Annotated in this window: 25 protein-coding genes; 6 read left to right on the top strand and 19 right to left on the bottom strand. The window is 71.8% G+C overall.

What is annotated here, in order from left to right:
- The first annotated feature begins 7 nt into the window (after positions 1 to 7).
- Positions 8 to 1351: a tetratricopeptide repeat protein gene (locus J3S20_RS00505; protein ID WP_216833731.1), complete on the top strand. Its 1344-nt coding sequence runs from the start codon at positions 8 to 10 to the stop codon at positions 1349 to 1351.
- Positions 1352 to 1357: 6 nt separating this feature from the next.
- Here the strand turns inward: J3S20_RS00505 and J3S20_RS00500 are convergent, their stop codons facing one another.
- The gene (locus tag J3S20_RS00500) at positions 1358 to 1978 is read right to left on the bottom strand and encodes a calcium-binding protein (protein ID WP_246602212.1); all 621 of its coding nucleotides are present in this window, start codon (positions 1976 to 1978) and stop codon (positions 1358 to 1360) included.
- 99 nt (positions 1979 to 2077) lie between these two features.
- Positions 2078 to 3178 (bottom strand): M20/M25/M40 family metallo-hydrolase, encoded by a 1101-nt coding sequence (locus tag J3S20_RS00495; RefSeq protein ID WP_216833730.1) that lies wholly within the window; start codon positions 3176 to 3178, stop codon positions 2078 to 2080.
- 50 nt (positions 3179 to 3228) lie between these two features.
- Between J3S20_RS00495 and J3S20_RS00490 the strand changes: the two genes are divergently transcribed.
- From J3S20_RS00490 to J3S20_RS00480, 3 genes are all read left to right on the top strand, one after another.
- Positions 3229 to 4353, top strand: coding sequence for a pyridoxal-phosphate dependent enzyme (locus J3S20_RS00490; protein ID WP_216833729.1), 1125 nt, complete (start codon positions 3229 to 3231; stop codon positions 4351 to 4353).
- Positions 4353 to 5465 carry an alanine racemase gene (locus J3S20_RS00485; RefSeq protein ID WP_216833728.1) on the top strand — a complete coding sequence of 371 codons (1113 nt, stop codon included), beginning with the start codon at positions 4353 to 4355 and terminating at the stop codon, positions 5463 to 5465. The genes J3S20_RS00490 and J3S20_RS00485 overlap by 1 nt, the downstream gene beginning before the upstream one ends.
- 73 nt (positions 5466 to 5538) lie before the next feature.
- Complete coding sequence (locus J3S20_RS00480) at positions 5539 to 5961, top strand: hypothetical protein (RefSeq protein ID WP_216833727.1); 423 nt, start codon at positions 5539 to 5541, stop codon at positions 5959 to 5961.
- 10 nt (positions 5962 to 5971) lie between these two features.
- On the opposite strand, the gene J3S20_RS00475 is transcribed toward J3S20_RS00480, so the two are convergent.
- From J3S20_RS00475 to J3S20_RS00430, 10 genes are all read right to left on the bottom strand, one after another.
- The gene (locus J3S20_RS00475; RefSeq protein ID WP_216833726.1) at positions 5972 to 6619 is read right to left on the bottom strand and encodes a trimeric intracellular cation channel family protein; all 648 of its coding nucleotides are present in this window, start codon (positions 6617 to 6619) and stop codon (positions 5972 to 5974) included.
- Positions 6620 to 7846, bottom strand: a complete 1227-nt coding sequence (locus J3S20_RS00470; RefSeq protein ID WP_216833725.1) for an MFS transporter — start codon at positions 7844 to 7846, stop codon at positions 6620 to 6622.
- Between the two features lie 353 nt (positions 7847 to 8199).
- The gene (locus tag J3S20_RS00465) at positions 8200 to 9198 is read right to left on the bottom strand and encodes a calcium/sodium antiporter (protein ID WP_216833724.1); all 999 of its coding nucleotides are present in this window, start codon (positions 9196 to 9198) and stop codon (positions 8200 to 8202) included.
- Positions 9195 to 9551 (bottom strand): hypothetical protein, encoded by a 357-nt coding sequence (locus tag J3S20_RS00460; protein ID WP_216833723.1) that lies wholly within the window; start codon positions 9549 to 9551, stop codon positions 9195 to 9197. The genes J3S20_RS00465 and J3S20_RS00460 overlap by 4 nt, the downstream gene beginning before the upstream one ends.
- Positions 9552 to 9679: 128 nt before the next feature.
- Positions 9680 to 10924 (bottom strand): UDP-N-acetyl-D-mannosamine dehydrogenase, encoded by a 1245-nt coding sequence (gene wecC, locus J3S20_RS00455; RefSeq protein WP_216833722.1) that lies wholly within the window; start codon positions 10922 to 10924, stop codon positions 9680 to 9682.
- Positions 10906 to 12042 carry a non-hydrolyzing UDP-N-acetylglucosamine 2-epimerase gene (gene wecB, locus J3S20_RS00450; RefSeq protein ID WP_216833721.1) on the bottom strand — a complete coding sequence of 379 codons (1137 nt, stop codon included), beginning with the start codon at positions 12040 to 12042 and terminating at the stop codon, positions 10906 to 10908. Before wecB ends, wecC begins: the two co-directional genes overlap by 19 nt.
- Positions 12039 to 12920, bottom strand: a complete 882-nt coding sequence (locus J3S20_RS00445) for a LysR family transcriptional regulator (RefSeq protein ID WP_216833720.1) — start codon at positions 12918 to 12920, stop codon at positions 12039 to 12041. Before J3S20_RS00445 ends, wecB begins: the two co-directional genes overlap by 4 nt.
- A 121-nt stretch (positions 12921 to 13041) precedes the next feature.
- Positions 13042 to 13749 carry a DUF2076 domain-containing protein gene (locus J3S20_RS00440; RefSeq protein ID WP_216833719.1) on the bottom strand — a complete coding sequence of 236 codons (708 nt, stop codon included), beginning with the start codon at positions 13747 to 13749 and terminating at the stop codon, positions 13042 to 13044.
- A 126-nt stretch (positions 13750 to 13875) separates the two neighbouring features.
- Positions 13876 to 14298 (bottom strand): CoA-binding protein, encoded by a 423-nt coding sequence (locus tag J3S20_RS00435; protein WP_216833718.1) that lies wholly within the window; start codon positions 14296 to 14298, stop codon positions 13876 to 13878.
- A 324-nt stretch (positions 14299 to 14622) separates the two neighbouring features.
- Positions 14623 to 15369: a maleate cis-trans isomerase family protein gene (locus J3S20_RS00430; RefSeq protein WP_216833717.1), complete on the bottom strand. Its 747-nt coding sequence runs from the start codon at positions 15367 to 15369 to the stop codon at positions 14623 to 14625.
- 201 nt (positions 15370 to 15570) lie between these two features.
- Between J3S20_RS00430 and J3S20_RS00425 the strand changes: the two genes are divergently transcribed.
- Complete coding sequence (locus tag J3S20_RS00425; RefSeq protein WP_216833716.1) at positions 15571 to 16560, top strand: Bug family tripartite tricarboxylate transporter substrate binding protein; 990 nt, start codon at positions 15571 to 15573, stop codon at positions 16558 to 16560.
- 6 nt (positions 16561 to 16566) lie between these two features.
- Here the strand turns inward: J3S20_RS00425 and J3S20_RS00420 are convergent, their stop codons facing one another.
- Genes J3S20_RS00420 through J3S20_RS00400 form a run of 5 tightly spaced genes read right to left on the bottom strand, consistent with a single transcriptional unit; the run spans position 16567 to position 21458 of the window.
- Positions 16567 to 17550, bottom strand: coding sequence for a Bug family tripartite tricarboxylate transporter substrate binding protein (locus tag J3S20_RS00420; RefSeq protein ID WP_216833715.1), 984 nt, complete (start codon positions 17548 to 17550; stop codon positions 16567 to 16569).
- Between the two features lie 49 nt (positions 17551 to 17599).
- Entirely contained in the window at positions 17600 to 18988 is a 1389-nt protein-coding gene (locus J3S20_RS00415) for an amidohydrolase family protein (RefSeq protein ID WP_216833714.1), read from the bottom strand.
- Positions 18985 to 19926 carry an AEC family transporter gene (locus J3S20_RS00410; protein ID WP_216833713.1) on the bottom strand — a complete coding sequence of 314 codons (942 nt, stop codon included), beginning with the start codon at positions 19924 to 19926 and terminating at the stop codon, positions 18985 to 18987. The genes J3S20_RS00415 and J3S20_RS00410 overlap by 4 nt, the downstream gene beginning before the upstream one ends.
- Before the next feature lie 6 nt (positions 19927 to 19932).
- Positions 19933 to 20571 carry a guanylate kinase gene (gene gmk / locus J3S20_RS00405; protein ID WP_216833712.1) on the bottom strand — a complete coding sequence of 213 codons (639 nt, stop codon included), beginning with the start codon at positions 20569 to 20571 and terminating at the stop codon, positions 19933 to 19935.
- Positions 20571 to 21458, bottom strand: coding sequence for a YicC/YloC family endoribonuclease (locus J3S20_RS00400; RefSeq protein ID WP_216833711.1), 888 nt, complete (start codon positions 21456 to 21458; stop codon positions 20571 to 20573). Before J3S20_RS00400 ends, gmk begins: the two co-directional genes overlap by 1 nt.
- Before the next feature lie 56 nt (positions 21459 to 21514).
- Between J3S20_RS00400 and J3S20_RS00395 the strand changes: the two genes are divergently transcribed.
- On the top strand, positions 21515 to 22300 hold the full coding sequence (locus J3S20_RS00395) for an SDR family NAD(P)-dependent oxidoreductase (RefSeq protein WP_216833710.1): 786 nt from the start codon (positions 21515 to 21517) through the stop codon (positions 22298 to 22300).
- A 99-nt stretch (positions 22301 to 22399) separates the two neighbouring features.
- On the opposite strand, the gene J3S20_RS00390 is transcribed toward J3S20_RS00395, so the two are convergent.
- Positions 22400 to 23281 (bottom strand): DMT family transporter, encoded by an 882-nt coding sequence (locus tag J3S20_RS00390; RefSeq protein WP_216833709.1) that lies wholly within the window; start codon positions 23279 to 23281, stop codon positions 22400 to 22402.
- A 10-nt stretch (positions 23282 to 23291) separates the two neighbouring features.
- Positions 23292 to 24269 carry an endolytic transglycosylase MltG gene (gene mltG / locus J3S20_RS00385; RefSeq protein ID WP_216833708.1) on the bottom strand — a complete coding sequence of 326 codons (978 nt, stop codon included), beginning with the start codon at positions 24267 to 24269 and terminating at the stop codon, positions 23292 to 23294.
- Between the last annotated feature and the right edge of the window lie 44 nt (positions 24270 to 24313).

Genomic DNA, 24313 nt, shown 5'->3' with positions numbered 1-24313 from the left:
AACAGCAATGACCACCGACGCCCAGGGCAATGCCATGACCGTCGCCTCGGCCGAGGCGGCGCGGGCCTTCGACCATGCCATCGAGGGTTTTCTGAAATACCGCTTCGACACCGGACTTCGCCTGAAGGCATTTCTCACCGCCGATCCCACGGCGCCGCTCGGCCAGGTGATGGCCGGCAGCTTTGCGATGCTGGCCTATGACCGCGCGCTGCTCGGCCGCGCCGCGGGCTCGCTCGCCAAGGCGCAGGCCCTGCCGGCCAATGCGCGGGAGAAGGCGCATATGGCGGCGCTCTCCGCCTGGATCGACGGCACGCCGGAAAAGGCGCTGACCATCTGGGAACAGATCGTGGCGGAGCATCCGCGCGACCTGCTCGCCTTTCGCCTGCACCATTTCTGCGCTTTCTGGATGGGCGCGCCGGAACGCATGGTGACGCTGGTGGAGCAGGTGATGCCCGCCTGGTCGGATGAGACGGCGGGCTATGGCAGCGTGCTCGCCTGCCGCTGCTTCGCGCATGAGGAAACCGGCAGCTACACCATCGCCGAACATGCCGGCCGCGACGCCGTGGCGCTGGACCGCGGCGACCTCTGGGCCGCGCATGGCGTGGCGCATGTGCTGGAAATGCAGGGCCGCCGGACCGAGGGCCTGGACTGGATCGCAGCCCTCGAGCCGAACTGGGACGGCGGCAACAACCTGATGCACCACCTGTGGTGGCACCAGGCCATGTTCATGGCGGAGCAGCGCGATTTCGACGGCGTGCTGCGCCTGTACGACACGCGCTTCCGCAACCGCGAGTCAAAAGTCCACCTGGCGCAGCCGGACCTTTATATCGATGTGCAGAACGCCGCCTCCATGCTGTTCCGCCTGCAGCTGCGCGGCATCGCGGTCGGCGATCGGTGGGAGGAGCTGGCGGAGAAGGCGGAGGCCCGCATCGGCGACACGCTGTCCGCCTTCACCCAGCCGCATTGGATGATGGCGCTGGCCGCCAGCGGGCGGCGGGAAGCCGCGGCGCGCATGCTGGCGGCGCTGGAGGAGGCGGCGCGCGGCAATACCCACCACGCCCGCATCCTGCGCGACGCCGCCCTGCCGGCAACGCGCGCCGTGGCGCTGCATGCCGAGGGCCGCTTCGACGAGGTGTGCCGCGTGCTGCGCCCGGCCCTCGGCGACCTGCACCGGCTCGGCGGCAGCCACGCGCAGCAGGACGTGCTGGAGCAGATCTTTGTGGATTCCGCCATGAAGGCGGGGCGCATCGCCGATGCGCGGCTGGCGCTGGAGCGCGCGGCCGCGAAATCGCCGGTGCCGCCGGCGCGGCGCATCGGCTTTGCCGAGGCCGCGCTGGCAGTGGCCTACTGACCCGCGCTACGGGATGACGTCGGGGTGCACATACAGCGCATCCCCGTCGGACAGGGTCAGCTTCTCGAAGCCCGAGAAGCGGAAGGTTTCGCCGTTGATGGTCAGGCTGCCGGTAATGCCCGTCAGGTCCAGGCTGCCATTCACCATCGCCGGGGTGGGGAAGCCGGGGTCGGGCACCAGCCCGGCCAGCACCTGGTCGATGGTGAGGCCGGTGCGCTCCAGCCGCAATTCGTCGGTGCCGCTGCCGCCGGTGAGGATGTCCGCACCATCGCCGGGGCTCCAGATCACGACATCGTCGCCGGCCCCGCCATCCACCACGTCGCGGCCGCCATTGCCGGCCAGCGTGTCGTCGCCGTCGCCGCCATGGATCATGTCGCGGCCATCGCCGCCCAGGATCATGTCACTGCCCCCGCCGCCGAAGGCGTAGTCGTCGCCGCCGCCGGCGATGATGATCTGCTGGTCGTTGTCGCCCATAATCATGTCGCCCTGCCAGGTGCCGATCCGCACCTCGGCATCCGGATTCTGCTCCCACAGCGTGGGCGGCTCGAAGGCGGCGCTGCCGCCCACGACCTGGTCCAAGGCCGCGTCATCCAGCGCCGCGAGGGGCGGGCTCTTGGGGGACGTCATGGCAGCTCCTTCCTCAACCGGCGCGGGGCCCGGATGCCACGATCCGCCGCCCCGGTGAAATGGGAAATTCCTATCGCCGCCACTGTCATTCCCATGGCCCTAGGCGCCCGCCAGCGCCCGCCCGAAGACCGGCACGGCGTCCACAAGATCCTGCGCCCGCACATATTCGCGCGGCGTATGCGCCATGGCGATGTCGCCCGGGCCGAGCACCACGCAGGGCGCCAGCGCCTGCAACTCGCTGGCATCGGTGCCATAGGGGGCGGTGCGCGGGGCGCGGTTGGTCAGGCGCGTGGCGCGGGCGACGAAGGGGTGGTCCGCCGGCAGTTCGGGGGGAAAACCCTCCATCTGCTCCGCCAGCTCCACCCCGGCGTCCCGCGCCGCCTGGCGCACGGCCTGCAGGATGGGCTTCGGGTCCACCTTGGCGCTGTAGCGGAATTTTATCTGGGCGGTGGCCTTGGCGACGGTGACGTTCATCGCGGTGCCGTGGTTGTCGAGGATCAGGTTGAAGTCGGAGAACGGAGGGTCGTAGTCGGCATCCTGCAGCGCGGGGTTCGTGCGCAGCTCGTCATGCACCGTGCGCATCGCGGCCAGGAAGGGCAGCAGCTTCCAGTTCGCGTTCGTGCCCTTGCCGGTGGAGGAATGCGCCTGCACGCCATGTGCCGTCGCGGTGAAGGCGATGTGGCTGCGATGGCCGCGCACCGGCACCAGGCTGGTCGGCTCCACCACGAAGATGCCCTGCAGGTTCAGCGATTTCGCAAGCGCGCTGTCGCGGGCGATGCGGCGGGCGCCGGCCTTGGTGGTTTCCTCATCGGTGGTGATCAGCAGCGTGGCGCCGACATCGGCGGGTGCGCGCTGGGCGGCGATGATGGCGGCCGCCACCTGGCCCTTCATGTCGACGCTGCCGAGGCCGTGCAGCAGCCCGTCCGCATCCAGAAGCGGCGCCCAGGGATCGCTCTCCCACCCCGTCGCCGGCACCGTGTCCATGTGGCCGGACAGCGCATAGCCGCCGCGCGGCCCCTTATGGGCCACCAGCACACGCTTCGCGACGCCATTGGCGTCCGTATAGTCCAGCCGCTCCACCTCGAATCCCGAAAGCTCCTGCTCGATGCGGTCGGCGACCGGCAGGTTCGAAAGGCTGGATCGGCTGTCGATCGCGATGAGGTCGGCTGCCAGGCGCAGCACCGGGTCGTTGAGGGTCATGCGTGGCAGGGTCGCTTGCCGGGGCCGGGCGGGCAAGGGAGGATGGCGGCATGACCCCGCAACTCTACCTCGACCCCCGCAGCGGCCGGACCTGGCCGCTCGACACCCCCCGCTGGTGCGGCGACGACCAGGCGCCCCTGCTGCTGACGATGCGGCAGGGCCTGTCCCGCGCCGAGATCGAGACCGGCACCCGCAGCATCTGGCGCTACGCCGCCGCGCTGCCCTGGCGGCCCAAGGCACCGATCAGCATGGGGGAGGGCTGCACGCCGCTGGTGGAACGCGCCCTGCCGGGCGGCACGGCGCTGCTGAAATGCGAATGGTTCATGCCCACCGGCAGCTTCAAGGACCGCGGCGCCAGTGTGATGCTGTCGCTGCTGCGCGACCAGGGGGTTTCGGCCGTGCTGGAGGATTCCTCGGGCAATGGCGGCGCGGCGGTATCCGCCTATGCGGCAGCGGGTGGGATGCAGGCCACCATCTTCGTCCCCGCCAGCACCAGCCCGGCCAAGACCGTGCAGTCCCGCGCAGCCGGCGCCGCCATCGAGCTGATCCCCGGCAGCCGCCAGGACTGCGCCGATGCGGCGCTCGCGAAGTCCGCGGAGCTTTTCTACGCCAGCCACAACTGGCAGCCCTTCTTCCTGGAGGGCACCAAGACCCTCGCCTATGAGCTCTGGGAGGATCTGGGCTTCAGGGTCCCCGACAATGTCATCGTCCCCTGCGGCGCCGGCTCCAACGTGCTCGGCTGCTGGCTCGGATTCTCGGAGCTGCTGCGGGCCGGCCAGATCGGCCGGCTGCCCCGCATCTGGGCCGCACAGCCGGCCAATTGCGGGCCGATCGCGCGCGCCGCGCTCGGCCTGCCGGCCGTCGCGGCGCAGCCCACCATCGCGGAGGGCACCGCCATCGCCCAGCCGATCCGCCTGCCCGAATGCCTGACCGCGCTGCGCGAAAGCCAGGGCGGCGCCGTGCTGCTGGAGGAGGCGGAGATCGCCGAGGCCGCGCTCGCCTTGGCCCGCACCGGCCTCTATGTGGAGCCCACCTGCGCCCAGGCCGCCGCCGCCTTTTCGAAATTGCGCGCCGAGGGCCGCATCGCGGAGCGGGAGACCAGCGTGGTGGTGCTGACCGGCACCGGCCTCAAGGCCACGCCGCGATTCGCGGAACTGCTGGGGGTCGCCATCTGATGTCGCTGGATCACCTGCCCACCCCCTGCCTGCTGCTCGACCTGCCCATCCTGAAGCGCAATATCGCGCGCATGGCGGAAGCCGTCGGGCGGCATCCCGGCGTGCAGCTGCGCCCGCATATGAAGACCGCGAAATCGGCCGCGGTGGCGCAGCTGGCCGCGCCGGGCGGCGGCCCCATCACCGTCTCCACCCTCGCCGAGGCCCGCTACTTTGCTGCGCTCGGTTTCCGCGACCAGGTCTATGCCGTCGGCATCACGCCGTCGAAGCTGGACGCCGTGGCCGCGCTGAACGCCGAGGGCGGACAGATCAAGATTATCACGGATGACCTGGAGACGGCGCAGGCCATCGCCGCCCATCCCGGCCGCCTGCCCACCCTGATCGAGGTGGATATCGGCGAGGGTCGCGCCGGCGTGGCGCCGGAGAGCGAGGCGCTGCTGCAGATCGGTGGCGCACTCGGCAAAAAACTCGCCGGCGTGCTCTCCCATTCCGGCCATTCCTATGCCGGCCGCAGCGAGGCCGCGATGGCGGAGCTGGCGGAGATCGAGCGCGCCGGCATCGTCCGCGCCGCGACCCGGCTGCGGGAGGCGGGGCATGCCGTGAAGATCGTCTCCGCCGGCGCCTCCCCCACCGCCATGTATGCCGCGCATCTGGACGGCGTCACGGAGATGCGGGCCGGCGTCTACATGATGGGCGACCTGCTGCAGGCGCAGCTCGGCGTGCATCCGCTGGAGGATATTGCTGTCACCGTGCTGACCAGCGTCACCGGCCGCTACCCCGCGCGCAATGCCGTGCTGGTGGATGCCGGTGCCCTGGCTTTGTCCAAGGACCGCAGCACCGAAACCGCGCCACGCGACTGGAAGTTCGGCCGCGTGCTGGATGCCGCCGGCCAGCCGAGCCTCGGCGATGCCATGGTGGTGCGCGTCCACCAGGAGCATGGCGAGGTCCGCGCGACGGAGGGCGGCACGCTCGACCTTGACCGGCTGAAGGTCGGCACGCGCCTGCGGGTCGCACCGAACCACGTCTGCCTGACGGCCGCGGCGCATGACCGCTACCATGTGCTGGACGAGACCGGCCAGGTGGTGGCGGAGTGGGAGCGGGTGAACGGCTGGTAATTCCGTTCCGAATTGTTACAGACCTTGTGCGCCGGGGCGCGGCTTTGGCAGGCTGCGCGCCTCGTCACCCGCCGTGAGCCCGCCCATGGCCGCCCTGCCGCGTCGCGCCGCCCTCTGCCTGCCCGCCCTGCTGATCGCCGGACAGGCGCGGGCCGGCGGCCGGGTGCCGCCCTTTCCGGACTGGATCGGCCGCACGGCGCGGCTGCGCAGCGAGGCCGGGGATGCGCGGCTGCTGCTGGCCGCCGATGGCAGCGGGCTGATCGCGGTGCGCGCCTTCTTCGCCTGCCGGCCGCTGCCCGTCCTGTCCTGGCGGATCGCCGCCAATGGCCAGGAACTGGCCTATCGCCGCGCCAGCGCCCTGGTCCCCGGCCGGGTCATCGCGGGCATGGCCCGTATCGATGCGGAAGGCGCCGCGCTGCACTGGATCGAGGCGCGGGAGGAACTGGCGGAATTCGAGGGTTTCGTGGCGGCGGAGGCCGCGCGCCACTGCGGCTGAGGCGCGCGCCTCACCGCTCGTCCGGATAATCCCGCGCCGGCCGCGGCTTGAAGGCCGGCAGCGACCAGCCGCGCCAGATCGCGGCAGCGCGGATGCCGAAGCCCAGCGCGATGCCGGCCATCAGCGAAAGGTCGCGCGGCAGGGGCGCAAGCCGCAGCGCCACATAGGCAGCGGCCGCTGCCGCGGCGGCGGTGATATAGATCTCCTTGCGCAGGATCAGCGGCAGCTCCATGCAGACCACATCGCGGATGATGCCGCCCACGGTGGCGGTGACGGTGCCCAGCAGCACCGCCGCCCAGGGCTCCGCCCCCGCGATCAGCGCGATCTCCGCGCCCAGCACGGCGAACAGCGCCAGCCCCAGCGCATCCGCCCAGAGCAGCGCCTTGAAACGGCTCTCGATGCGATGCGCGAAGAAGAAGACCAGCAGCGCCGCCACCGCCGCGATGGCCGGCAGTTCCGGCTGCCGCAGCCAGAAGACCGGCGTGCGCCCCAGCAGCAGGTCGCGCACCGTGCCGCCGCCGAAGCCGGTGATCATGCCGATCAGCACGAAGCCCACCACGTCCAGCTGCTTGCGGCTGGCCACCAGCGCGCCGGATGCGGCGAAGACGGCGATGCCCAGAAGGTCGAGGACCTGCAGCGCCGTGTCGAAGCGGCCCACCTACTCCGCCGGCACCGCGAGCGGCCGCGCCGCCAGCGCCGCCGATTTCGCCTGCCCCATGCAGAGCAGGGAGGCCAGCAGCAGCGCGGCCGCCAGCGGCAGCACCAGCGCCGCCTGGCCCAGGTCGATCAGCCAGCCGAAGGGCACAGGCGTGATGGCCCCGCCAAGCGGAAGGCCGGAGGAGACGAAGCCAAACACCTTGCCCATCTGCCCCGGCGGGATCGCGTCCTTCAGCATCACGTCGCGCGGCGTGCGGGAGGAACCGAGCGCCAGCCCCGCCGCCCCCGCCACCAGCGGCAGCAGCCAGTCCGGCATCCGCACCAGCCCCATCACCAGCAGCAGCGTGGCGGAAATCAGCGTCAGCACGACGATGAAGGCCAGGTGCTTCTTCGACCGGTCGGCGAACCAGCCGCCCACCAGCACGCCCCCCGTGGCGCCCATCATGTAGCCGGTCAGCGCCAGGGAGGCGACGGCCACCGGCGTGCCCCAAAGCTCCCCCAGCACGGTGATGGAAAAGGCCTGGATCGCCGTGCCCGCCATGGCCGAGAGCAGGAAGAAGCCGAAGAACAGCAGGATGGGCCGCGACAGCAGCAATTCGCGGCCGGTCGGGCCGCCTGCCTGGCGGGCCTTGGGCTTGGCCTGGTCCATCAGGATGCGGCTCTGCCACAGGATGGCCAGCACCACCGGCACGCCGATGAGGCCCAGGATCAGCAGCGCCGGCCGCCAGCCCATCACCAGCAGCATGGCCGCGATCACCGGCGGCCCCGCGGCGAAGCCGAGATTGCCCGTGAAGGTATGCATGGCAAAGGCCCGGCCGATGCGGCTCGGATGGATCGACCCGCCGAGGATCGCGTAATCCGCCGGGTGAATCACCGAATTGCCGACACCGGACAGCACCGCCAGCAGCAGGATGGCCCAGTAGCCGGGGGCAAAAGCCATGGCGCCGATCGACAGCGCCATCAGCAGCACGCCGCCCACCAGGAAGGGCCGCGCGCCGTGCCGGTCCACCAGGAAGCCCACCGGCGTCTGCAGCGCCGCCGTCACGCCGCTCATCAGCGCCACCGCCAGGCCGAGGGCGGCGAAGGAGACGTCGAATTCCTCGCGCCAGACCAGGAACAGCGGCGGCAGGCACAGCATGTAGAAATGGCTGAGGAAATGCCCGGTGCCGATCAGCGCCAGGATGCGCGCATCCTGGCCGGGTGGCGGCGTCTCAGGAAGGGAAGGCATGCCGGACCAGCGCTCCGCGGCGGGGTCCGACAGACTGCATCCGACCGGGCGGCGCGGTCAAACCACCTGCGACGCCACGCCGCGCTTCATCCGTGTAGCGCCTCCATCGCCCCGCGCAGTGGCGCGAGCAGGTCAGACATCGGGCCGGGATCCGGCCGCGGCGCGAGGTTAGGGACGGCCGCGCCGCGGGGTCAACCGGGCGACCAAGGCCGCGCAGCACGGCCTGATCCAGCACGTGGAAGGCGCGGTGCGGCACCAGGATGGCGAGCACATCCGCAGGGGTGGGTGGCCACAATGCCGTGCGGGCTCCGCAGTCTGCGGCAAAGCCGCGCCCGGCCGAGCCCGGCGGTCCATCAGGCCGGCCAGCTCCAGGCCAGGTAGCCCGCATAGAGCGCCACCAGCAGCGCCCCCTCCCGCCGCCCGATGCGCCAGCCGCTGCGCGCCAGCACCAGCAGCAGCAGGGACACGCCGAGCATCACGAACATGTCGAAGCCCGCGATCTCCGGCGGCACCGCGGTCGGCGCGATCAGCGCCGTGGCGCCGCCGATGCCGAGCACGTTGTAGATATTGGAGCCCAGCACATTGCCCAGCGCCACATCCGCATGCCGCCGGAAGGCCGCGACCAGGGAGGTGACGAGCTCGGGCATCGAGGTGCCGACGGCCACGATGGTCAGGCCGATCACGCTCTCGGAGACGCCAAGGCTGCGGGCCAGCCCCGTGGCACCCTCCACCAGCAGCCCGCCGCCGCCTACCACCAGCGCCAGCCCCACCACCACGAAGCCGATCGAGGCCGGCACGCCGCGCCAGAAATTGTCGGTGACGATCGGCGCATGGACGGCAAGGCCCCCCGGATGCACCTCCTCCATGGCCTGCGCCTTCTCGAAGGCGGCCGTGTGGTCGCCGGTCGCGGCGCTTTCCTGCCGCCAGGCATAGGCGATGTAGCCCGCCAGCCCCAGCAGGAAGACCACCCCCGCCATCCGGTCCAGCGTCCAGAACAGCCCCACCCCCAGCAGCGCCGCCGCCACCAGGGCGCCCAGCATGCCGTCCCGTCGCAGGGCGGCGGAGGGGACGGCGATGGGGAAGACCAGCGCCGAGATGCCCAGGATCAGCAGGATATTGGCGATATTGGAGCCGACGATATTGCCGATCGCGATGCCCGGCGACCCCGCGAGCGAGGCCTGCACGCTGGTCACCAGCTCCGGCGTCGAGGTGCCGAAGCCCACCAGGGTCAGCCCGATCATCAGCGGCGAGACGCCCAGCCGCTCCGCGATCCGTACCGCGCCGCGCACGAAGAGCTCGCCGCCCAGCACCAGCAGGACGAGGCCAGCCAGGATCAGCAGGGTGGTGCTCATGCAGCCGGGCCCGCGCGCCGCGGCCAGGCCAGCGCCGCGATTCCGCCCAGCGCCACCAGCGCCGTCGCGGCGCGAGAGGCGGTGGCCGCGCCGGCCTCGCCCGACAGCAGGGCGGGCAGTTGCATCAGGGCGGAGCCGCCGCCGAACAGCGCCAGGCCGCAGATGACAAGCCCGGTCACCTGCGCCGGTCGCGGCCTCTGCCAGGCGGCGAGAATGGCGAGCGCGCCAAGCCCCGCCGGGATCAGCGCGGTCCAATGCACCGGCGGCGCCGGCAGCAGATAGCCGGCGAGGCCAATGGCCAGCAGCAGCGCGCCCAGGATGCGGAGCGTCTTGGCGGGATGGGTGGCGGTCATCTCGAACCCCTTCCGAGTCATGCGGCCAGGCCGCGTGGCCGGTTCGACATCACGCCCGCCGCCCGGAAGCCGCGCGGCGCCAGAGGGGCCCGAACCGCCGCAGCAGTTGGGCCGCACCGCCCAGGCTTTCAAGCCGGTTGCAGCAGCCCCACCGCATCCACCACCAGGCGGCCCGCGAAGGCCGCGCGCGGCAGCGCCCGGAAGGCGGCATGCGGCACCAGGATGGCCAGCACAACCGCCTCGGCCAGCGCCGCCTCCGGCTGCACCAGCGCCACCCCGGCCCGCCCGGCCAGCGGCGGCGGCAATGCGCGCAGCATCGGATCGCAGCACAGCACCCGTCGCGTCCCCTCGCGGGACAGTGCCTCCGCAATCGCCAGTGCCGGGCTGGCGCGCAGATCCTCGACATCCGCCTTGTAGGTCAGGCCGAGGCAGGCGACGGTCGCACCCGGCGGCGCCAGGGCGCGGATTTCCGCCACCACCTGGCCCGGCCGCGCCTCATTCACCGCGCGGGCGGTGCGGATCAGCGGGCTGTGGTCCGGCGCGGCCTCGGCCAGGAACCAGGGATCCACGGCGATGCAATGCCCGCCCACCCCCGGCCCGGGCCGCAGGATGGACACGCGCGGATGCCGGTTGGCCAGCGCGATGGCGGCCCAGGGGTCCACCTCCAGCCCGCGGCAGATCCCGGCCAGCTCGTTCGCGAAGGCGATGTTCAGGTCGCGGAAGGCGTTCTCCGCCAGCTTGGCCAGTTCCGCCGTGCGGCTGTCGGTCAGCCAGCACCGGCCGGTGACGAAGCCGGCGTAAAGCGCCCGCGCGCGTTCGGCGCAGGCCGGCGTCAGGCCGCCGATGATGCGGTCATTCGCCACCAGCTCCCGCAGCATGGAGCCGGGCAGCACCCGTTCCGGGCAATGCGCCAGGTGCACGCAGCCGGGCGGGGCGGCGCCGCCGCGGCTGGGAAAACACAGATCCGGCCGGGCGGCAGCGAGCCTTCCGGCCAGCGCCTCCGTCGTGCCCACCGGGCAGGTGGATTCTAGGATCACGAGGTTACCCGGCGCCAGGAAGGGGGCGATGGCATCCGTCGCCGCCTCCACGCAGCTGAGATCGGGGCGGTTCCCGGCGCCCAGCGGAGTCGGCACGGCAATGACGAAGACGTCGGCGGGCGCCGGCACCGCCTGGGCGGTGAGCCGCCCGGTGGTCACCGCCGCGGCCAGCAGCATGTCCAGATCCGGCTCCCGGAAATGCGCCTGGCCCGCCGCCACCGCGGCGACAACGCCAAGGTCGGTGTCGCAGCCGATGACCGAATGGCCCCGGCTGGCCAGCATCGCCGCCGCCGGCAGCCCGATATAGCCCAGCCCCATCACGCAGAGGCGCTGCATCGCGCCTCCCACCAGGCGCCGATCGCCGATGCGATGCGTTCCGAGGCGCGGCCATCGCCGAAGGGGAAGATCGGCCGGGACATGGCGGCGAGCCGCACCGGGTCCTCCAGCAGGGCGCGGGCGGCGGCCAGGATGCCCTCGGTCGAGGTGCCGACCACCTCCGCCGCGCCGGCTTCCACCACCTCCGGCCGCTCCGTCACCTCCCGCAGCACCAGCACGGGGCAGCCCAGCGCCGGCGCTTCCTCCTGCATCCCGCCGCTATCCGTCAGCAGCAGGCTGGCGGCGCGCATCAGCGCGACGCTGTCGCAATAGGGCAGCGCGCCCAGCAGATGCACGCGCGGCAGGCCGGCCAGCCGGCCCGTCACCGCATCCCGCACCGCGGGGTTCGGGTGCAGCGGCCAGACGATTTCCACATCCTCGCGCTGCGCCAGCGCCGCCACCGCCTCCGCGATGCGCAGCAGCGGCGCGCCCCAATTCTCCCGCCGATGCGCGGTGACCAGCAGCAGGCGCCGCCCCGGCGCGATGGCCACGGGCACCACCCCGGTGCGGCGGGCGCGGAACAGCGCATCGATTCCGGTATTGCCGGTGACCAGCACCTGGCCGCTGCCGTATTCGGTGCGCAGATGCGCCGCCGCCTGTTCGGTGGGGGCGAAGCGCAGGACGGCCATGGCATCGATGGCGACGCGGTGGAATTCCTCCGGCCAGGGATTGGCGAGGTCGCCGGAGCGCAGCCCGGCCTCCACATGGCCGACCGGCACGCCGGCCTGGTGCGCCGCCAGGGCGGCGGCGAAGGCGCTCAGCGTATCGCCCTGCACCAGCACCAGGTCCGGCCGCGCCGCGGCGATGGCGCTGGCCACCGAGGTCAGCAGATAGCCGGTGAGCAGCGGCAGGCCGCGGCCCGGCGGCAGCGCGCCCAGTTCGATCTCCGGCCGTTCCCCGAATTCGGCCATCACATCGGCCACCAGCGCCGGATGCTGGCCGGTGGCGCAGGCGGTGGGGCGGAGGCGCGGGTGGTCGCGCAGCGCGGCCAGCACCGGCATCATCTTGATCGCCTCCGGCCGCGTGCCGAAGACCACCAGGATGCGGCAGCCCGGCAGGGGCGGGGGGAAGGCGTTCACGGCGCCTGGGTCCCCAGCGGGGTCCCCGGCGAGGTCCCCAGCGTCTCGCGGATGAAGCCGACCAGCGGCGCCACCACCTGGCTGCGGCCCTCGGCATCGCCGAAGACCGCCATTTCCACCACGCCCAGCTCCGGCAGGCCCGTCACCTCCCGCAGCCCGGCGGGGAAGCCGCTGCGGCCCAGCACCGTCAGCGCGAAGCCGGCCTGGGCGGCGGCCGCGAGCCCCAGCAGGCTGTCGCAGGTGAAGACCGGCTCGAAGGCCAGGCCGGCACGGGCCAGGGCGCGCAGGGCGCGCTCGCGGAACATGCAGCCCTCCGGCAGCAGGGCGAGCGGCAGGGGGCGGTCGGGCGGCTGCTGCCAATCCGGTGCCGCGGCCCAGACCACCGGCTCGGTCCAGATCGGCACGCCCGCCACCTCCCCATCCCGGCGCTTGCCGAGCACCAGGTCCAGCGCGCCGGCCACCTGCTTGGCGCGCAGGTCATGACTGCGGCCCACCTCCACCTCCAGCCGCGCTTCCGGATAGGTGCGGGCGAAGCGGGCCAGGATATGGGCCAGGCTGCGCGGCACGAAATGATCGGCGACGCCAAGCCGAAGCCGCCCGGCCACCGCGGGCGCCACCATCCGCCGCACCGCCTCATCATTCAGGGCCAGCATGCGGCGGGCATAGGCCAGCAGCGTCTCGCCTTCCGCGGTCAGCTCCACCCGGCGGCTGGTGCGCCGGAAGACGGGGCGCCGCACCAGATCCTCCAGCCGCTTGATCTTCAGCGAGACCGCCGACTGCGTCAGGCCCAGCAATCCGCCGGCCGCGGTGAAGCCGCCCTGCTCGGCGACCATCACGAAGCAGCGCAGCAGATCGAGATCGAGGTCGGGGACACGCATGATCCGCCAATGATGGTGAATCAGACGTAAACGAGCAACTGCCGGTTGAAGGTGCTCTGGATCTGGTTACATGAAAAGGGGCGCGGTCGCCCGCGCCCCCGATCGACCTGCCACCGGCTGGTCAGATGTCCTCGTCGTAGCCACCGCCATCGTCATAGGCGCTGGCATCGTCCTGATAGGCCGTCGCATCCTGCTCCCCACCCGGATCGGTCCAGGGGGAGGAAGTGGGCACGGCTTCCTGGGCGAAATCGCCGGCCGCGGCCGTCGCCGCCTCCGCCGTGCCACCGCCCAGCGCACCCATCAGCGCATTGCCCAGCATCATGCCGCCGGCAACACCCACCGCCGTCATCATCGCGGTGCGCATGAAGCCGCCGCTATTGCCCTGCTGCAGCGCCTGCGGATTGTAGCCCGGCGGATACTGCGGCTGCGGCTGCGGCCGGGTGCGCATCATCGGGCGCTGCTGCTGGCCACCCCCGAACAGGCCACCGAACATGCCGCCGCGCGGCTGCTGCTGGGCCTGCTGCGCCTGGACCTGCGCCTGCTCCAGCTCCCACTCCAGCTGCTGGATGCGGTTCTGCATCTCGACCAGCGCATGCTCCTGCACGAAAGCAGTCTGGGTGATGCGGTAGCGCGCCTCCGGATAACGGGCGAAAAGCTCGCCGATCAGCCGGTCAGCCTCCGGATCCACCGGCGGCAGCGGCTGCGCCGCCTGCTGCTGGCCCCCGCCCAGCGCCCCCCAGGGCGAGGCCGGGCGCGGCGGCGCCGCGCCAGCAGCGCCGCTCACCCGCTCCACATAGCCGGTGATGATCCGGCGTTCCTCGTCCGTCATGATCCCTTGCTTCCTCTGCCAGATGCCGGCCCGCGGTCCGAGGTGGCCCGATATGTTACCGGCATTTCATCCGGAGGCGGAGTTGGCCCGCCGGGCCGCCGATTTCAAGCGGCGCGAAGGTGACGTTCAGTGACCGATAAGCGCCAGCAGGCCCAGCCGCCGCCATTCGATCACCGGGCAACGATCCATCACCACCTGCACCCCGGCCGCCCGGGCCCGCGCCGCCGCAGCCTCATCCACCACGCCCAGCTGCAGCCAGACGGACCTCGCACCCAGCCGCACCGCCTCATCCACCACCGCGCCCGCCTCCGCACTCCGGCGAAACACATCCACCATGTCGAGCGGCCCCGCCGCCTCCAGCCCCGCCACCACGGGACGGCCATGAACCTCCTTCCCCACCAGGGTCGGATTCACCGGCACCACGTCATACCCCCGGTCCAACAGGAACCCGAACACCCCATGACTCGGCCGATCCACCCGGTCCGAAGCCCCCACCACGGCAATCCGCCGCGTGCCCAACAACAACTCGCGCATCCGCACATCATCCATCCGGCCAGCATGCGCCGGCCGGGCGCGGTGTGAAAGGGAGGCAGGGCGGGGAGGGGTGGTCCGCGTGATACGCGGGGAGGGCGCTGCCCTCCCCGCACCCCTCCCGCCAAGGGGCAGTGGCCCCTTGGAACCCTTCGAATCATGTGCAGGAAGGGAGAGGGGCCAGCTGGACCGCTGAACATGCGTTTCCTCCGGCCCCTCTCCCTTCCTGCACAAGGTCCCGTGGTCCAGGAGGCCACTGCCTCCTGGTGGGGGGTGCAGGGGGGCAAGGCCCCCCTGCAAATCAAGCAGGGACCACCCCTCTCCCGATCCCCGCCTCGCCTGTCAGAACCGTTCGAGCAGGCTGCCGCAGCCGGTGACTTTGTCGGTGATGTTGCGGGTGCGCAGCGCGTGCCAGTAGGTGGCGGTGTTGATGGCGATGACGGGTTTGCCGAGCCATTGTTCGGCCATGGCGGCGAGTTTCACCATGGAGAGGTTGGTGCCGACCTGGATGATGGCGTCCACGTCGTCGCCGTCGATTTCCTTGATGCCTTGGACGCAGCGGGCCGGGGTTTGGGCGGCGATGTCGGTCCAGGAGGTGCAGCGGAAGGCGGTGTCGCGCACCACGGTGAAGCCCATGTCGCCGAAGTAGCGGGCCACTTCGATGTTCATGGCGGGCCAGTAGGGGGACATCACGGCGATGCGCTTGATGCCGCCATAGGCGTTGAGTGCGGCCGTGCAGGCGTGGCTGCCGACGCTGATCTTGAGGCCGGAGACGTCTTCCACTTCCTTCACGAAGCGGTCCGCGCCGCGGGCGCCGTCGAAGAAGGTCACGGCGGACATGCCCATCACCAGGTGGTCCGGCAGGCAGGTCATGACGGAGCGCACGGCGTCGAGCGTGTTGCGGCCGATGAGTTCGGCGCCGGCGCGGAAGGTCTCGTTGGAGACGGCGTCGGCGTTGGGGGTGAAGATGCGGCTGTAGTGGTTGGTCACGCCGGCCGGTCGCATCATGTCGAAGTCCGGCTGCACCACGGTGTTGGTCGAGGGGCCCATCACGCCGAATTTGCAGCGCCAGCCGAGCACGTCACCCATCAGTCTCTCCATATCCCATGTGCGGGTCGGGTGCGGGCCACCCGGTCTGCCCCTGCGCGTGCAGCGTGCCACAGCGTGCGGCAGGCGCCAGACCCCCGCCCGCCGCAGGCGTAGAACTTGCCCGAATTTTCGCCAAGCTTCCCCTTGCGCGAAGCCTGGTCGCAACGTCTCATCCCGCCGGAAGGCTTTCCGGAGAAGAACATGTCTGCGATCCCCCTTTCGCGCCGTGCGGCGCTGCTCGGCCTGGGTGCCTGCGCGATGCCGATGGTCGGCCTCAGGGCCCAGGGTTTGGGCGATTGGCCGAACCGGCCGATCCGCTGGGTGAATCCGGGGCCGGCCGGCGGGGCGGGGGATGTGATTTCGCGGCTGATCGCGGACCGGCTGCAGGCGAAGCTCGGCCAGCCCATCGTGGTGGACAACCGGCCGGGCGCGGGCACCAATATCGGCATGACGCAGGTCGCCCGTGCGGCGCCGGATGGCTATACGGTGGGCCTGGCCAGTATCGCCGCCAATGCCGCGAACAAGTGGCTGTATCGCAACATGCCCTTCGACCCCGAGAAGGATTTCGCGGCGGTCGGGCTGATCGCGCTGGTGCCGAATATCGTGGTGATTCCGCCGAGCGTGCCGGCGCGGACGCTGCAGGAATTCATCACCTGGGCCAAGGCGCAGAACCGGCCGATCAATTTCGGCTCGGTCGGCGCGGGGTCGTCGCAGCACCTGGCGGGGTCGCAGTTCCAGATCATCACCGGCGTGCCGCTGCAGCACCTGCCCTACACGAATGGCGGGCAGATGAATTCAGACCTGATCGAGGGGCGGCTCGACCTGCTGTTCCAGTCGATCTCGGCGGTGACGCAGATGGCGCAGGCCGGGCGGATGCGGCCGCTGGCGGTGAGTGGCGCGGCGCGGGTGGAGGCCTTTCCGGACCTGCCGACGATGCAGGAGCAGGGCGTGGACATCACCTCCACCGGCTGGTTCGGCCTCTGCACGCCGGCGGGGGTGCCGGAGCCGATCCTGGCCAAGCTGGATACGGAGCTGCAGGAGATCGTGCAGGATCCGGCGCTGGCGCAGCGCCTGTCCGCCGGCGGGGCCATTCCGCGCGCCATGGGGCGGGCGGATTTCGCCCGCTTCATGGCGGAGGAAAGCGCCAAGTGGCGCGTGGTGATCCAGGCGGTCGGCGCCAGCGTGGATTGAGCCGGCCTACTGCCGGGCGGCGCCGGAGATTTCCACCAGGCGCCGCCAGGCGGGGGTTTCGCGCGCGATCTGCGCGGCCATCGCCGCCGGGCTTTCGCTGACCACGGCGTCGTAGCCGAAGGGGCGCAGCGCGGCGGCGAAGCTGGGGTCCTGGCCGACGCGGCGGATCGCGGTGGACAGCCGCTGCACCTCGGCCTCCGGCGTTGCGGCGGGGGCCATGATGGCGTTCCAGGACCGGATGTCGATCGAGGCCAGTGCGGGGGTTTCGGCCAGCGCCGGCACCTCGGCCAGGAAGGCGAGGCGGGTGCCGGAGCTGACGCCCATCGCCTTCATGCGGCCGGAGGCAATGTGCGGCAGCAGGGCCGCCGGCAGGTCCGCGGTGGCTTCCACCGTGCCGTTGATGACGTCCATCGCCTGCTGCGCGCCGCCGCGATAGGGCACGCTGGTCAGCTCCACGCCGGCGGCGGTGTTGATGGCCGACAGCGCGAGATGCGTGACGGTGCCGATGCCTGCATTCGCCACCCGCACGCCGCCGGGATTCGCGCGTGCCCAGGCCAGCAGCGCGGCCATATCCGTCCAGCCATGGCGCTGCGCGACATCGCTGCCCACGGCCAGCACCACGGCGCTGTCTGAGATCTGGCTGATCGCGCGGAAATCCTTCGTCACGTCGAAGGGCATGGTCGGCTGGATGAAGGGCGCGGCGCAGAGCGTGGCGGCGCCGATCACGCCGATGATGGTGCCATCCGCCGGCCCTTTGGCCACCGCATCGGCGCCGATCAGCCCGCCGCCGCCGGCGCGGTTTTCGACCACCACGTGCTGACCCTCCAGCAGCGGGGTCAGGCGTTCCGCCAGCAGCCGGCCGAGGCTGTCCACGCCACCGCCGGGCGGGAAGGGCACGACGACCCGCAGCGTGCGGCGCGTCTGTGCCAGGGCGAGGGAGGGGGCGGCGAGGGCACCCAGCAGGGTGGCACGGCGGGTGAGGCGGGGCATGTGCGGAAATCCTCCCGGGGCAGCCGTTACCCTAGGGAGACAAACGCGCTTAGTGCAATGCTATCGCCGCCCGCGCCGCGATCGATGCCGGAATCGCACCGCGCCGCGCAGCCTCGCGCCAGACGCGCTCGATGGCGGTGCGGCCGCGGCGGGTGACGGCGGTGGCGTCGGCCGTCAGGACCTTTCCGTCGCGCAGCAGCACGCGGCCTTCCACCATCGCCAGCGTCAGGTCCGCCGAACTGCCATTGGTGATCAGCGACTTCAGCGGATCCCAGACCGGCTGGTAGCGGGAGGAGCCGAGGTCGAACAGGATGAGGTCCGCCCGCGCGCCCTTCGCCACCAGGCCGAGATCCTCGCGCCCCAAGGCGAGTGCCGCGTCACGCGTCGCCGCGCGCAGGAGGCGCGGCGCCGAAAGGCCATGCGGCGTGCCGGACTGCACCTTGGCGAAGACGGATGCGGTGCGGAGTTCGTGCAGCATGTCGAGCGTCACGCCATCCGTGCCGATGCCGAGGCGCAGCCCCGAAGCCTCCATCCGCGCCAGCGGCACGAAGCGGCCGGAGCGCGCAAAGGCGAGGGGGCAGGAGGCGAGGGCCGCACCCGCTTCCGCGATGGCCGCCATCTCCTCATCCGTCGCGAACATGCCATGCGCCAACACCACCCCGGGCCGCAGCAGGCCCATGTCGCGGAGATGCGCGATGGAGCCCTTGCCGTGCGCGGCGGTGACCTTCTCGATCTCGATAAGGTTCTGGGCCGCGTGGATGGAGACGATCGTCTGTCGTTCGCGCGCGGCGGCATCGATAGCGCGCAGCAGCTCCGGCGTGCAGCTGTCGGGACCATGCGGGCCGAAGCCAACGCGCGTGACGCCACCGGGGCCTTCGTCAAAACGGTCGAAGAGTTTGAGGATGGCGTCAAAGCCGGTGTCGCTGGTCGGGCTGTAGGTCGGCTTGCCGTCCGGCGTCATGCCGACCGGCGCGGAGAACAGGTAGGGGCAGGACCAGCTGCGCAGGCCGAGGCGTTTCGCGCGTTCGATGAAGGGCCATTGCGCCACGCGATAGACATCGAGCAGCGCGGTGGTGCCGCTGCGCAGGCCCTCGAGCAGCGCCATCTCCGCCGCATCGCCGATTTCCTCCTCCGTCATCACGGCGGCGGCGACATCGCCGAGTGGCATCAGCAGCGCATAGACGATGTGGCCGGGCAGGTCGCCGGGGGCCAGTTCATCCGCCAGGCCGCGGAACAGCGGCGCGGAGAGGGCGTGGTTGTGCAGGTTGATGAAACCCGGCAGCAGCAGCGCATCCGGCGCCACGATGCGCTCGGCGTCGAGGGTCGGAGATCCGGCGACCACATCGGCCACCACGCCGTCCCGCACGATGACGCTGTGGCCGGTGCGCAGGCCGTTCTCCGCGTCCCAGACCCAGCCGGGTTCAATGATGAGCGTCAAGGCAGGATCCCCCGGAAATGCCCGATCAGGGCAGAGAGCGTCAGCACGGACAGCGCCGTGGTCACCACCACCGCCGCGCCCGAACGGTCGGTACCCGTGGCGTAGCGCCGCGCCAGGATGAAGGCATTGGCGCCGGTGGGCAGCGCCGCCATGGTGACGGCGACGGCCATCTCGATCGGCGGCAGGTCGAGCCACAGCGCCAGGCCCCAGACCAGCGCCGGCAGCGCCAGCAGCTTCACCACGACGATGGCCGCCGTCTCCTGCCACAGCGCCGCGCCCGCGATGCCGGCCAGGCCGCCGCCGAGGCAGAACAGCGCCAGCGGCGGCGCCGCCGCGCCCATCATCTCCAACGTGCGCCGCGCCACATCCGGCAGATGCAGCCCGAGCAGCGTCCAGAGGAAGGCCGCCACCACCGCCAGGACCACGGGATTGCGCAAAATGCCCTTCAGGCTGGCGCCGAGCACGCGGCGCCAGGGGGCATTGGCGTGCAGGCCGACCTCGGTCAGCACCGTCGCCTGGCCCAGCAGGATCATGGTGGTGAAGGCCAGGATGCCCAGCATGGGCGGCACGCCGGCGGGGCCGTAGGCGGCGACGATGATCGGCACGCCCATCATCACGGAATTGCCGAAGATGCAGGACAGCGCAAAGAGGGATGCCTCGCCGAGGTTCAGCCGGAACAGGCTCCGCCCGAAGGCCACCGCCAGCCAGAACATGACGACGGAGCCCGAGAGCAGGGCGAGCGCCGCGCCGCCGCCGCCTTCATGCGGCCGGGTGCCGCCGGCGAACAGCAGCGCCGGCGCGGCCAGGCCGAAGACGAACAGCGTCATCGCCTTGAAGCCCTCCTCCGAGACCAGCTGGCGCTTCGCCGCGGCGAAGCCCAGCAGGATCATGGCGAAGACCGGCAGCACCACCTCCACCACGCCCGCCAGGCTGCCCATGCCGCGCTACCCCTGCAGAAGCGTGTCGATGAATTCCGGCAGCCAGGGCTGGCGCGCGCGGGTGTTGCGGGCAGCGTGCAGGATGGCGCGCACCTCCGCCACCGTGCGGTCGAAGTCGCGGTTCACCAGCACATGGTCGAAGTCGGACCAATGCGCGATCTCGTCCTTGGCGGCGACCAGGCGGCGGGCGATTTCCGCCTCGCTGTCCTGGGCGCGGCCGCGCAGGCGGCGCTCCAGCTCCGCCATGCTGGGCGGCAGCAGGCAGATTCCCACCACATCGCCCGGCAGGCGGTCCCGCAGCTGCAGGTGGCCCTGCCATTCGATGTCGAAGAGCACGTCGCGCCCGGCGGCCAGGCTCGCCTCCACCGCCGCCCGCGGCGTGCCGTAGGACCGGCCGATGAATTTGGCGTATTCTAGGAATTCACCGGCCTCGACCATCGCGTCGAACTGGCCTTGCGTGCGGAAGAAGTAGTGCACGCCTTCCAGCTCGCCGGGCCGTGGCGCGCGGGTGGTGGCGGAGACGGAGAGCGAAAGCTCCGGCTCCATCTCCAGCAGGGCGCGGGAGACGCTGGTCTTGCCGACGCCGGGGGCGGAGGCCAGCACCAGGCAGACGCCGCGGCGCGGCGCATGGGTGGTGGTGGTCATCACTCGACGTTCGCCGCCTGCTCGCGCAGCCGCTCGATCGCCGCCTTCAGCTCCAGGCCCACGCGCGTCAGCGCCACGTTGGCGGACTTGCTGCACAGGGTATTCGCCTCGCGGACAAATTCCTGCGTCAGGAATTCCAGCTTGCGGCCGATGGCCTCGCCAGAGGCCAGCAGGGTGCGGGCCTCGGTGATATGGGCCGAAAGCCGGTCCAGCTCCTCCCGCACATCGGAACGCTGGGCGAGCATGGCGACTTCCTGTGCCAGCCGCTCCTCCGGCACCCGGGCGCGGACATCGCCCTCGCCGAGGAGGCTGGCCAGGTTTTCCAGCAGCCGGGCGCGCTGGGCGGCGGGCTGGCCGGCGGCCTCCACCGCCGCGGCATCGCGCAGCGCCGCGATCTCCCCCAGCAGCGTGTCCAGGATTTTTGTCAGCTGCGCGCCTTCGCGGGCGCGGGAGGCGACGAGGCCATCCAGCGCCACGGCGAAGGAGGCCGCCAGGGCCTTGCGCTTGGCTTCCTCCGCGCCCTCATCGGGCTCGGACATCTCGGCGCGGAGTACGCCGGGCAGGGAGAGCACCGCCTCGGCCGTCGGCACCGGGGCGCCGGGCAGGCGGGCCGAGACCTCCAGCACCAGCTGGATCGCGGCCTCCAGCGCCACCGGGTCCGGCGTCAGCCGCGGCGCCCGGTCCTCCCGCTTCAGGGTCAGGGTGGCGGAAAGGTTGCCGCGCTTCAGGCGCTTGCCCACCGCCTCCCGCAGCGGGGCTTCCAGCACGTCGAGGCCCGGCGGCAGGCGGAGGCGGACATCGAGGCCCCGGCCGTTGACGCTGCGCAACTCCCAGACGAAGGAGGAACCGTCCGGCAGCGTGCCGCTGTCGCGGGCGAAACCGGTCATGGAGGCAAGGATGCTCATGCGCGCCTTGTCCACCCGACCGCTGGGAAGGGCAAGGCATGGGGCGCGATTCCTGGAATGGCGTGCTGATCACCGGCGCCTCCTCCGGCCTCGGCCGCGCTTTGGCCGAGGCCTGCGCCGGGCCCGGCGTCACCCTCCACCTGTCCGGCCGCGATGCCGGGCGGCTGGAAGCGGTTTCGGAAGCCTGCAGGGCGCGGGGCGCCACGGTGCATCCGGCGGTGCTGGACGTGACGGATGCGGCGGCCATGGCGGGCTGGATCGCCGGCGCCGGGCGGCTGGACCTGGTGATCGCCAATGCGGGCGTCTCGGGCGGCACCGGGGATGCGGTGGAACCGCCGGCCCAGGCCACGCGAATCTTCGCCACCAACCTCGGCGGCGTGCTGAACACCGCCCTGCCGGCCCTGGAAAAAATGGCGGGGCAGGCGCCGGGGGCGGAGGGCCTGCGCGGGCGGGTGGCGGTGGTGGCGAGCCTCGCCGCCTTCGTCGCCGCGCCGGGCGCGCCGGCCTATTGCGCCAGCAAATCCGCGGTGCAGCGCTGGGCGGAGGCGACCGATGCCAGCCAGCGGGCGCGCGGCATCCGCCTGCACGCCATCTGCCCCGGCTATATCCGCACGCCCATGACAGCCCGGAATCCCTTCCCGATGCCCTGGCTGATGACGCCGGAGCAGGCGGCGGAGCGCACGCTGGCCGGCATCGCGGCCGGCAAGGTCCGCGTGGCCTATCCGCGCCGCCTCTATGCCCTGTCGCGGATCGCCGGCGCCCTGCCGCCGGCCTGGCGCAACCGCCTGATGTCGCAGCTGCCGGCCAAGCCGGTGGAGAGCTAGAGCACAATCCGTCCTCTCGGACGGATCTCGTGCTCTAGAAGTTATTGTTTCTAAAGCACGAAATCCGATAACACTAATTCAGTGTTATCGGATAGTGCTTTAGCGCCGGGACGTCGCCAGCCAGACTCCGGCCAGCACGATGCCGCCGCCGACCAGCACGAGGGGAGAGGGAAACTCGCCCAGCAGCAGCGCGCCCACCGCGGCGGCGAAGGGCGGCTGGATATAGCCGACCATGGAGGCATCGGTGACGCGCGCGCGCGCCAGCAGCCGCAGGAACATGGTCAGCGGCAGGGCGGAGGTGACCACGCCCAGCAGCGCCAGCACGCCATAGACCCAGCCCGGCTGGGCATAGGCCCCCGCCCCGCTGAAGGGCAGGGAGAGCGCGCCCGCCGCCAGCCCCGCCACCACCTGCTGCCCCAGCACGATCTGCGGCGCCCCGCCGATCCGCGCCTTGCGGGCATAAACCGTGCCCGCCGCGTAGAAGACGCCCGACAGCAGGATCAGCAGCCCGCCGGTGAGGCTGGCGCCGCCGGACAGCGCATCCGGCCCCAGGATCACCGCGATGCCGCCAAAGCCCAGCAGCAGCCCGGCCAGGCCGCGCAGCCCGGGCCTTTCCTCCCGCAGCACCACGGTCGCGATCAGCGCCACCAGCAGCGGCGTGCCGGCATGGATCAGCGCGGCCGGCGCCGCCTGGATATGGCCCAGCGCGAAGGCGGTCAGCAGGTTCGGCGCCCAGCCATTGCAGGTGCCCAGCACCAGCGCCGGCAGGGCATAGCGCCGGATCGGCCCCTTCAACTGCCCGCTCACCGCCAGGAAGGCCAGCACCGCCAGCGCCGCGAAACCGCCGCGCACGGCGGCCAGCGCGAAGGGGGACATCTCGGCGGCGATCAGCCGCAGCAGTGGGAAGGAGGATCCCCAGAGGCCGCCGATCACCAGCAGCCGCCACCACAAGGCGGGGCCGCTGAGCAGGGGGACGGTCATCGCCCCGCCTTCATCGCTGGGGCGCGCGGGACCTCTCGATCTCCCGCCAGCGCGCCACGTTGCGGTTATGCTCCTCCAGCGTGCGGGCGAAGGCGTGGCCGCCGGTGCCATCGGCGACGAAGTAGATGAATTCGGTCGCCTCCGGCCGCGCCACGGCGCGCAGCGCCTCCCGCCCCGGGCTGGCGATGGGGGCGGGGGGCAGGCCGCGGATCCGGTAGGTGTTGAAGGGGTGGTCGCGGTCCAGGTCGGCGCGCGTCAGCGCCCGGTCCAGCACCCCGCCATCGGCGGCGGCATAGGCGGCGGTCGGGTCCGACTGCAGCGGCATGCCGCGCCGCAGCCGGTTCAGGAAGACGCCGGCGACCAGGGCGCGCTCATCCCGCTGGCCGGTCTCGCGCTCCACGATACTGGCCAGGATCAGCGCCTCCCGCGCCGTGTCGATCGGCAGGTTCGGGGCGCGGGCGGCCCAGATCTCGGCCAGCGCCTGGTCCATCGCCTGCTTCGCGCGGCGCAGCAGGGCGGCGCGGTTGTCGCCCCATTGATAGGCATAGGTCTCGGGCAGGATCTCGCCCTCGGCGAAGCTGGGCGTATCGCCGGTGAGACCCTCCGCCTGCTCCAGCAGCCGAGTGATCTGCTGCACGGTCAGGCCTTCCGGGATGGTCAGGCGGCGCTGCACCGGGCGGGCCTCGCGCAGCACCTGCAGCACATCGCGCAGGCTGGCGCGGGCGGGGAACTGGAATTCGGCGGCGCGCAGCGGGCCCTGCCCGCGGGTCAGCCAGGTGGCGGCCAGGAAGGGCAGCGGCTGGGCGATGATGCCGCGCTCCGCCAGGGCATCGGCGATGGTGGTGGTGCCGCCGCGGGGCACCACCATCTGCACCGGCTCGGCCAGCGGGCCGGGCGCGGTCCATTGCTCCCGCGCATACCAGAAGGCCCCCCCGGCGCCGGCGGCCAGGATCAGCAGGAACAGCAGGAGGGCGATCAGTCGGCGCATGGCTTATGACTGGCCTCGGAAGCCGCCCCTGGCAAGGCGGCTGA

This window comes from Falsiroseomonas tokyonensis, from assembly GCF_019024325.1.
GTDB lineage: Bacteria > Pseudomonadota > Alphaproteobacteria > Acetobacterales > Acetobacteraceae > Falsiroseomonas > Falsiroseomonas tokyonensis.
This window is presented reverse-complemented; position numbering and strand designations above follow the sequence as displayed.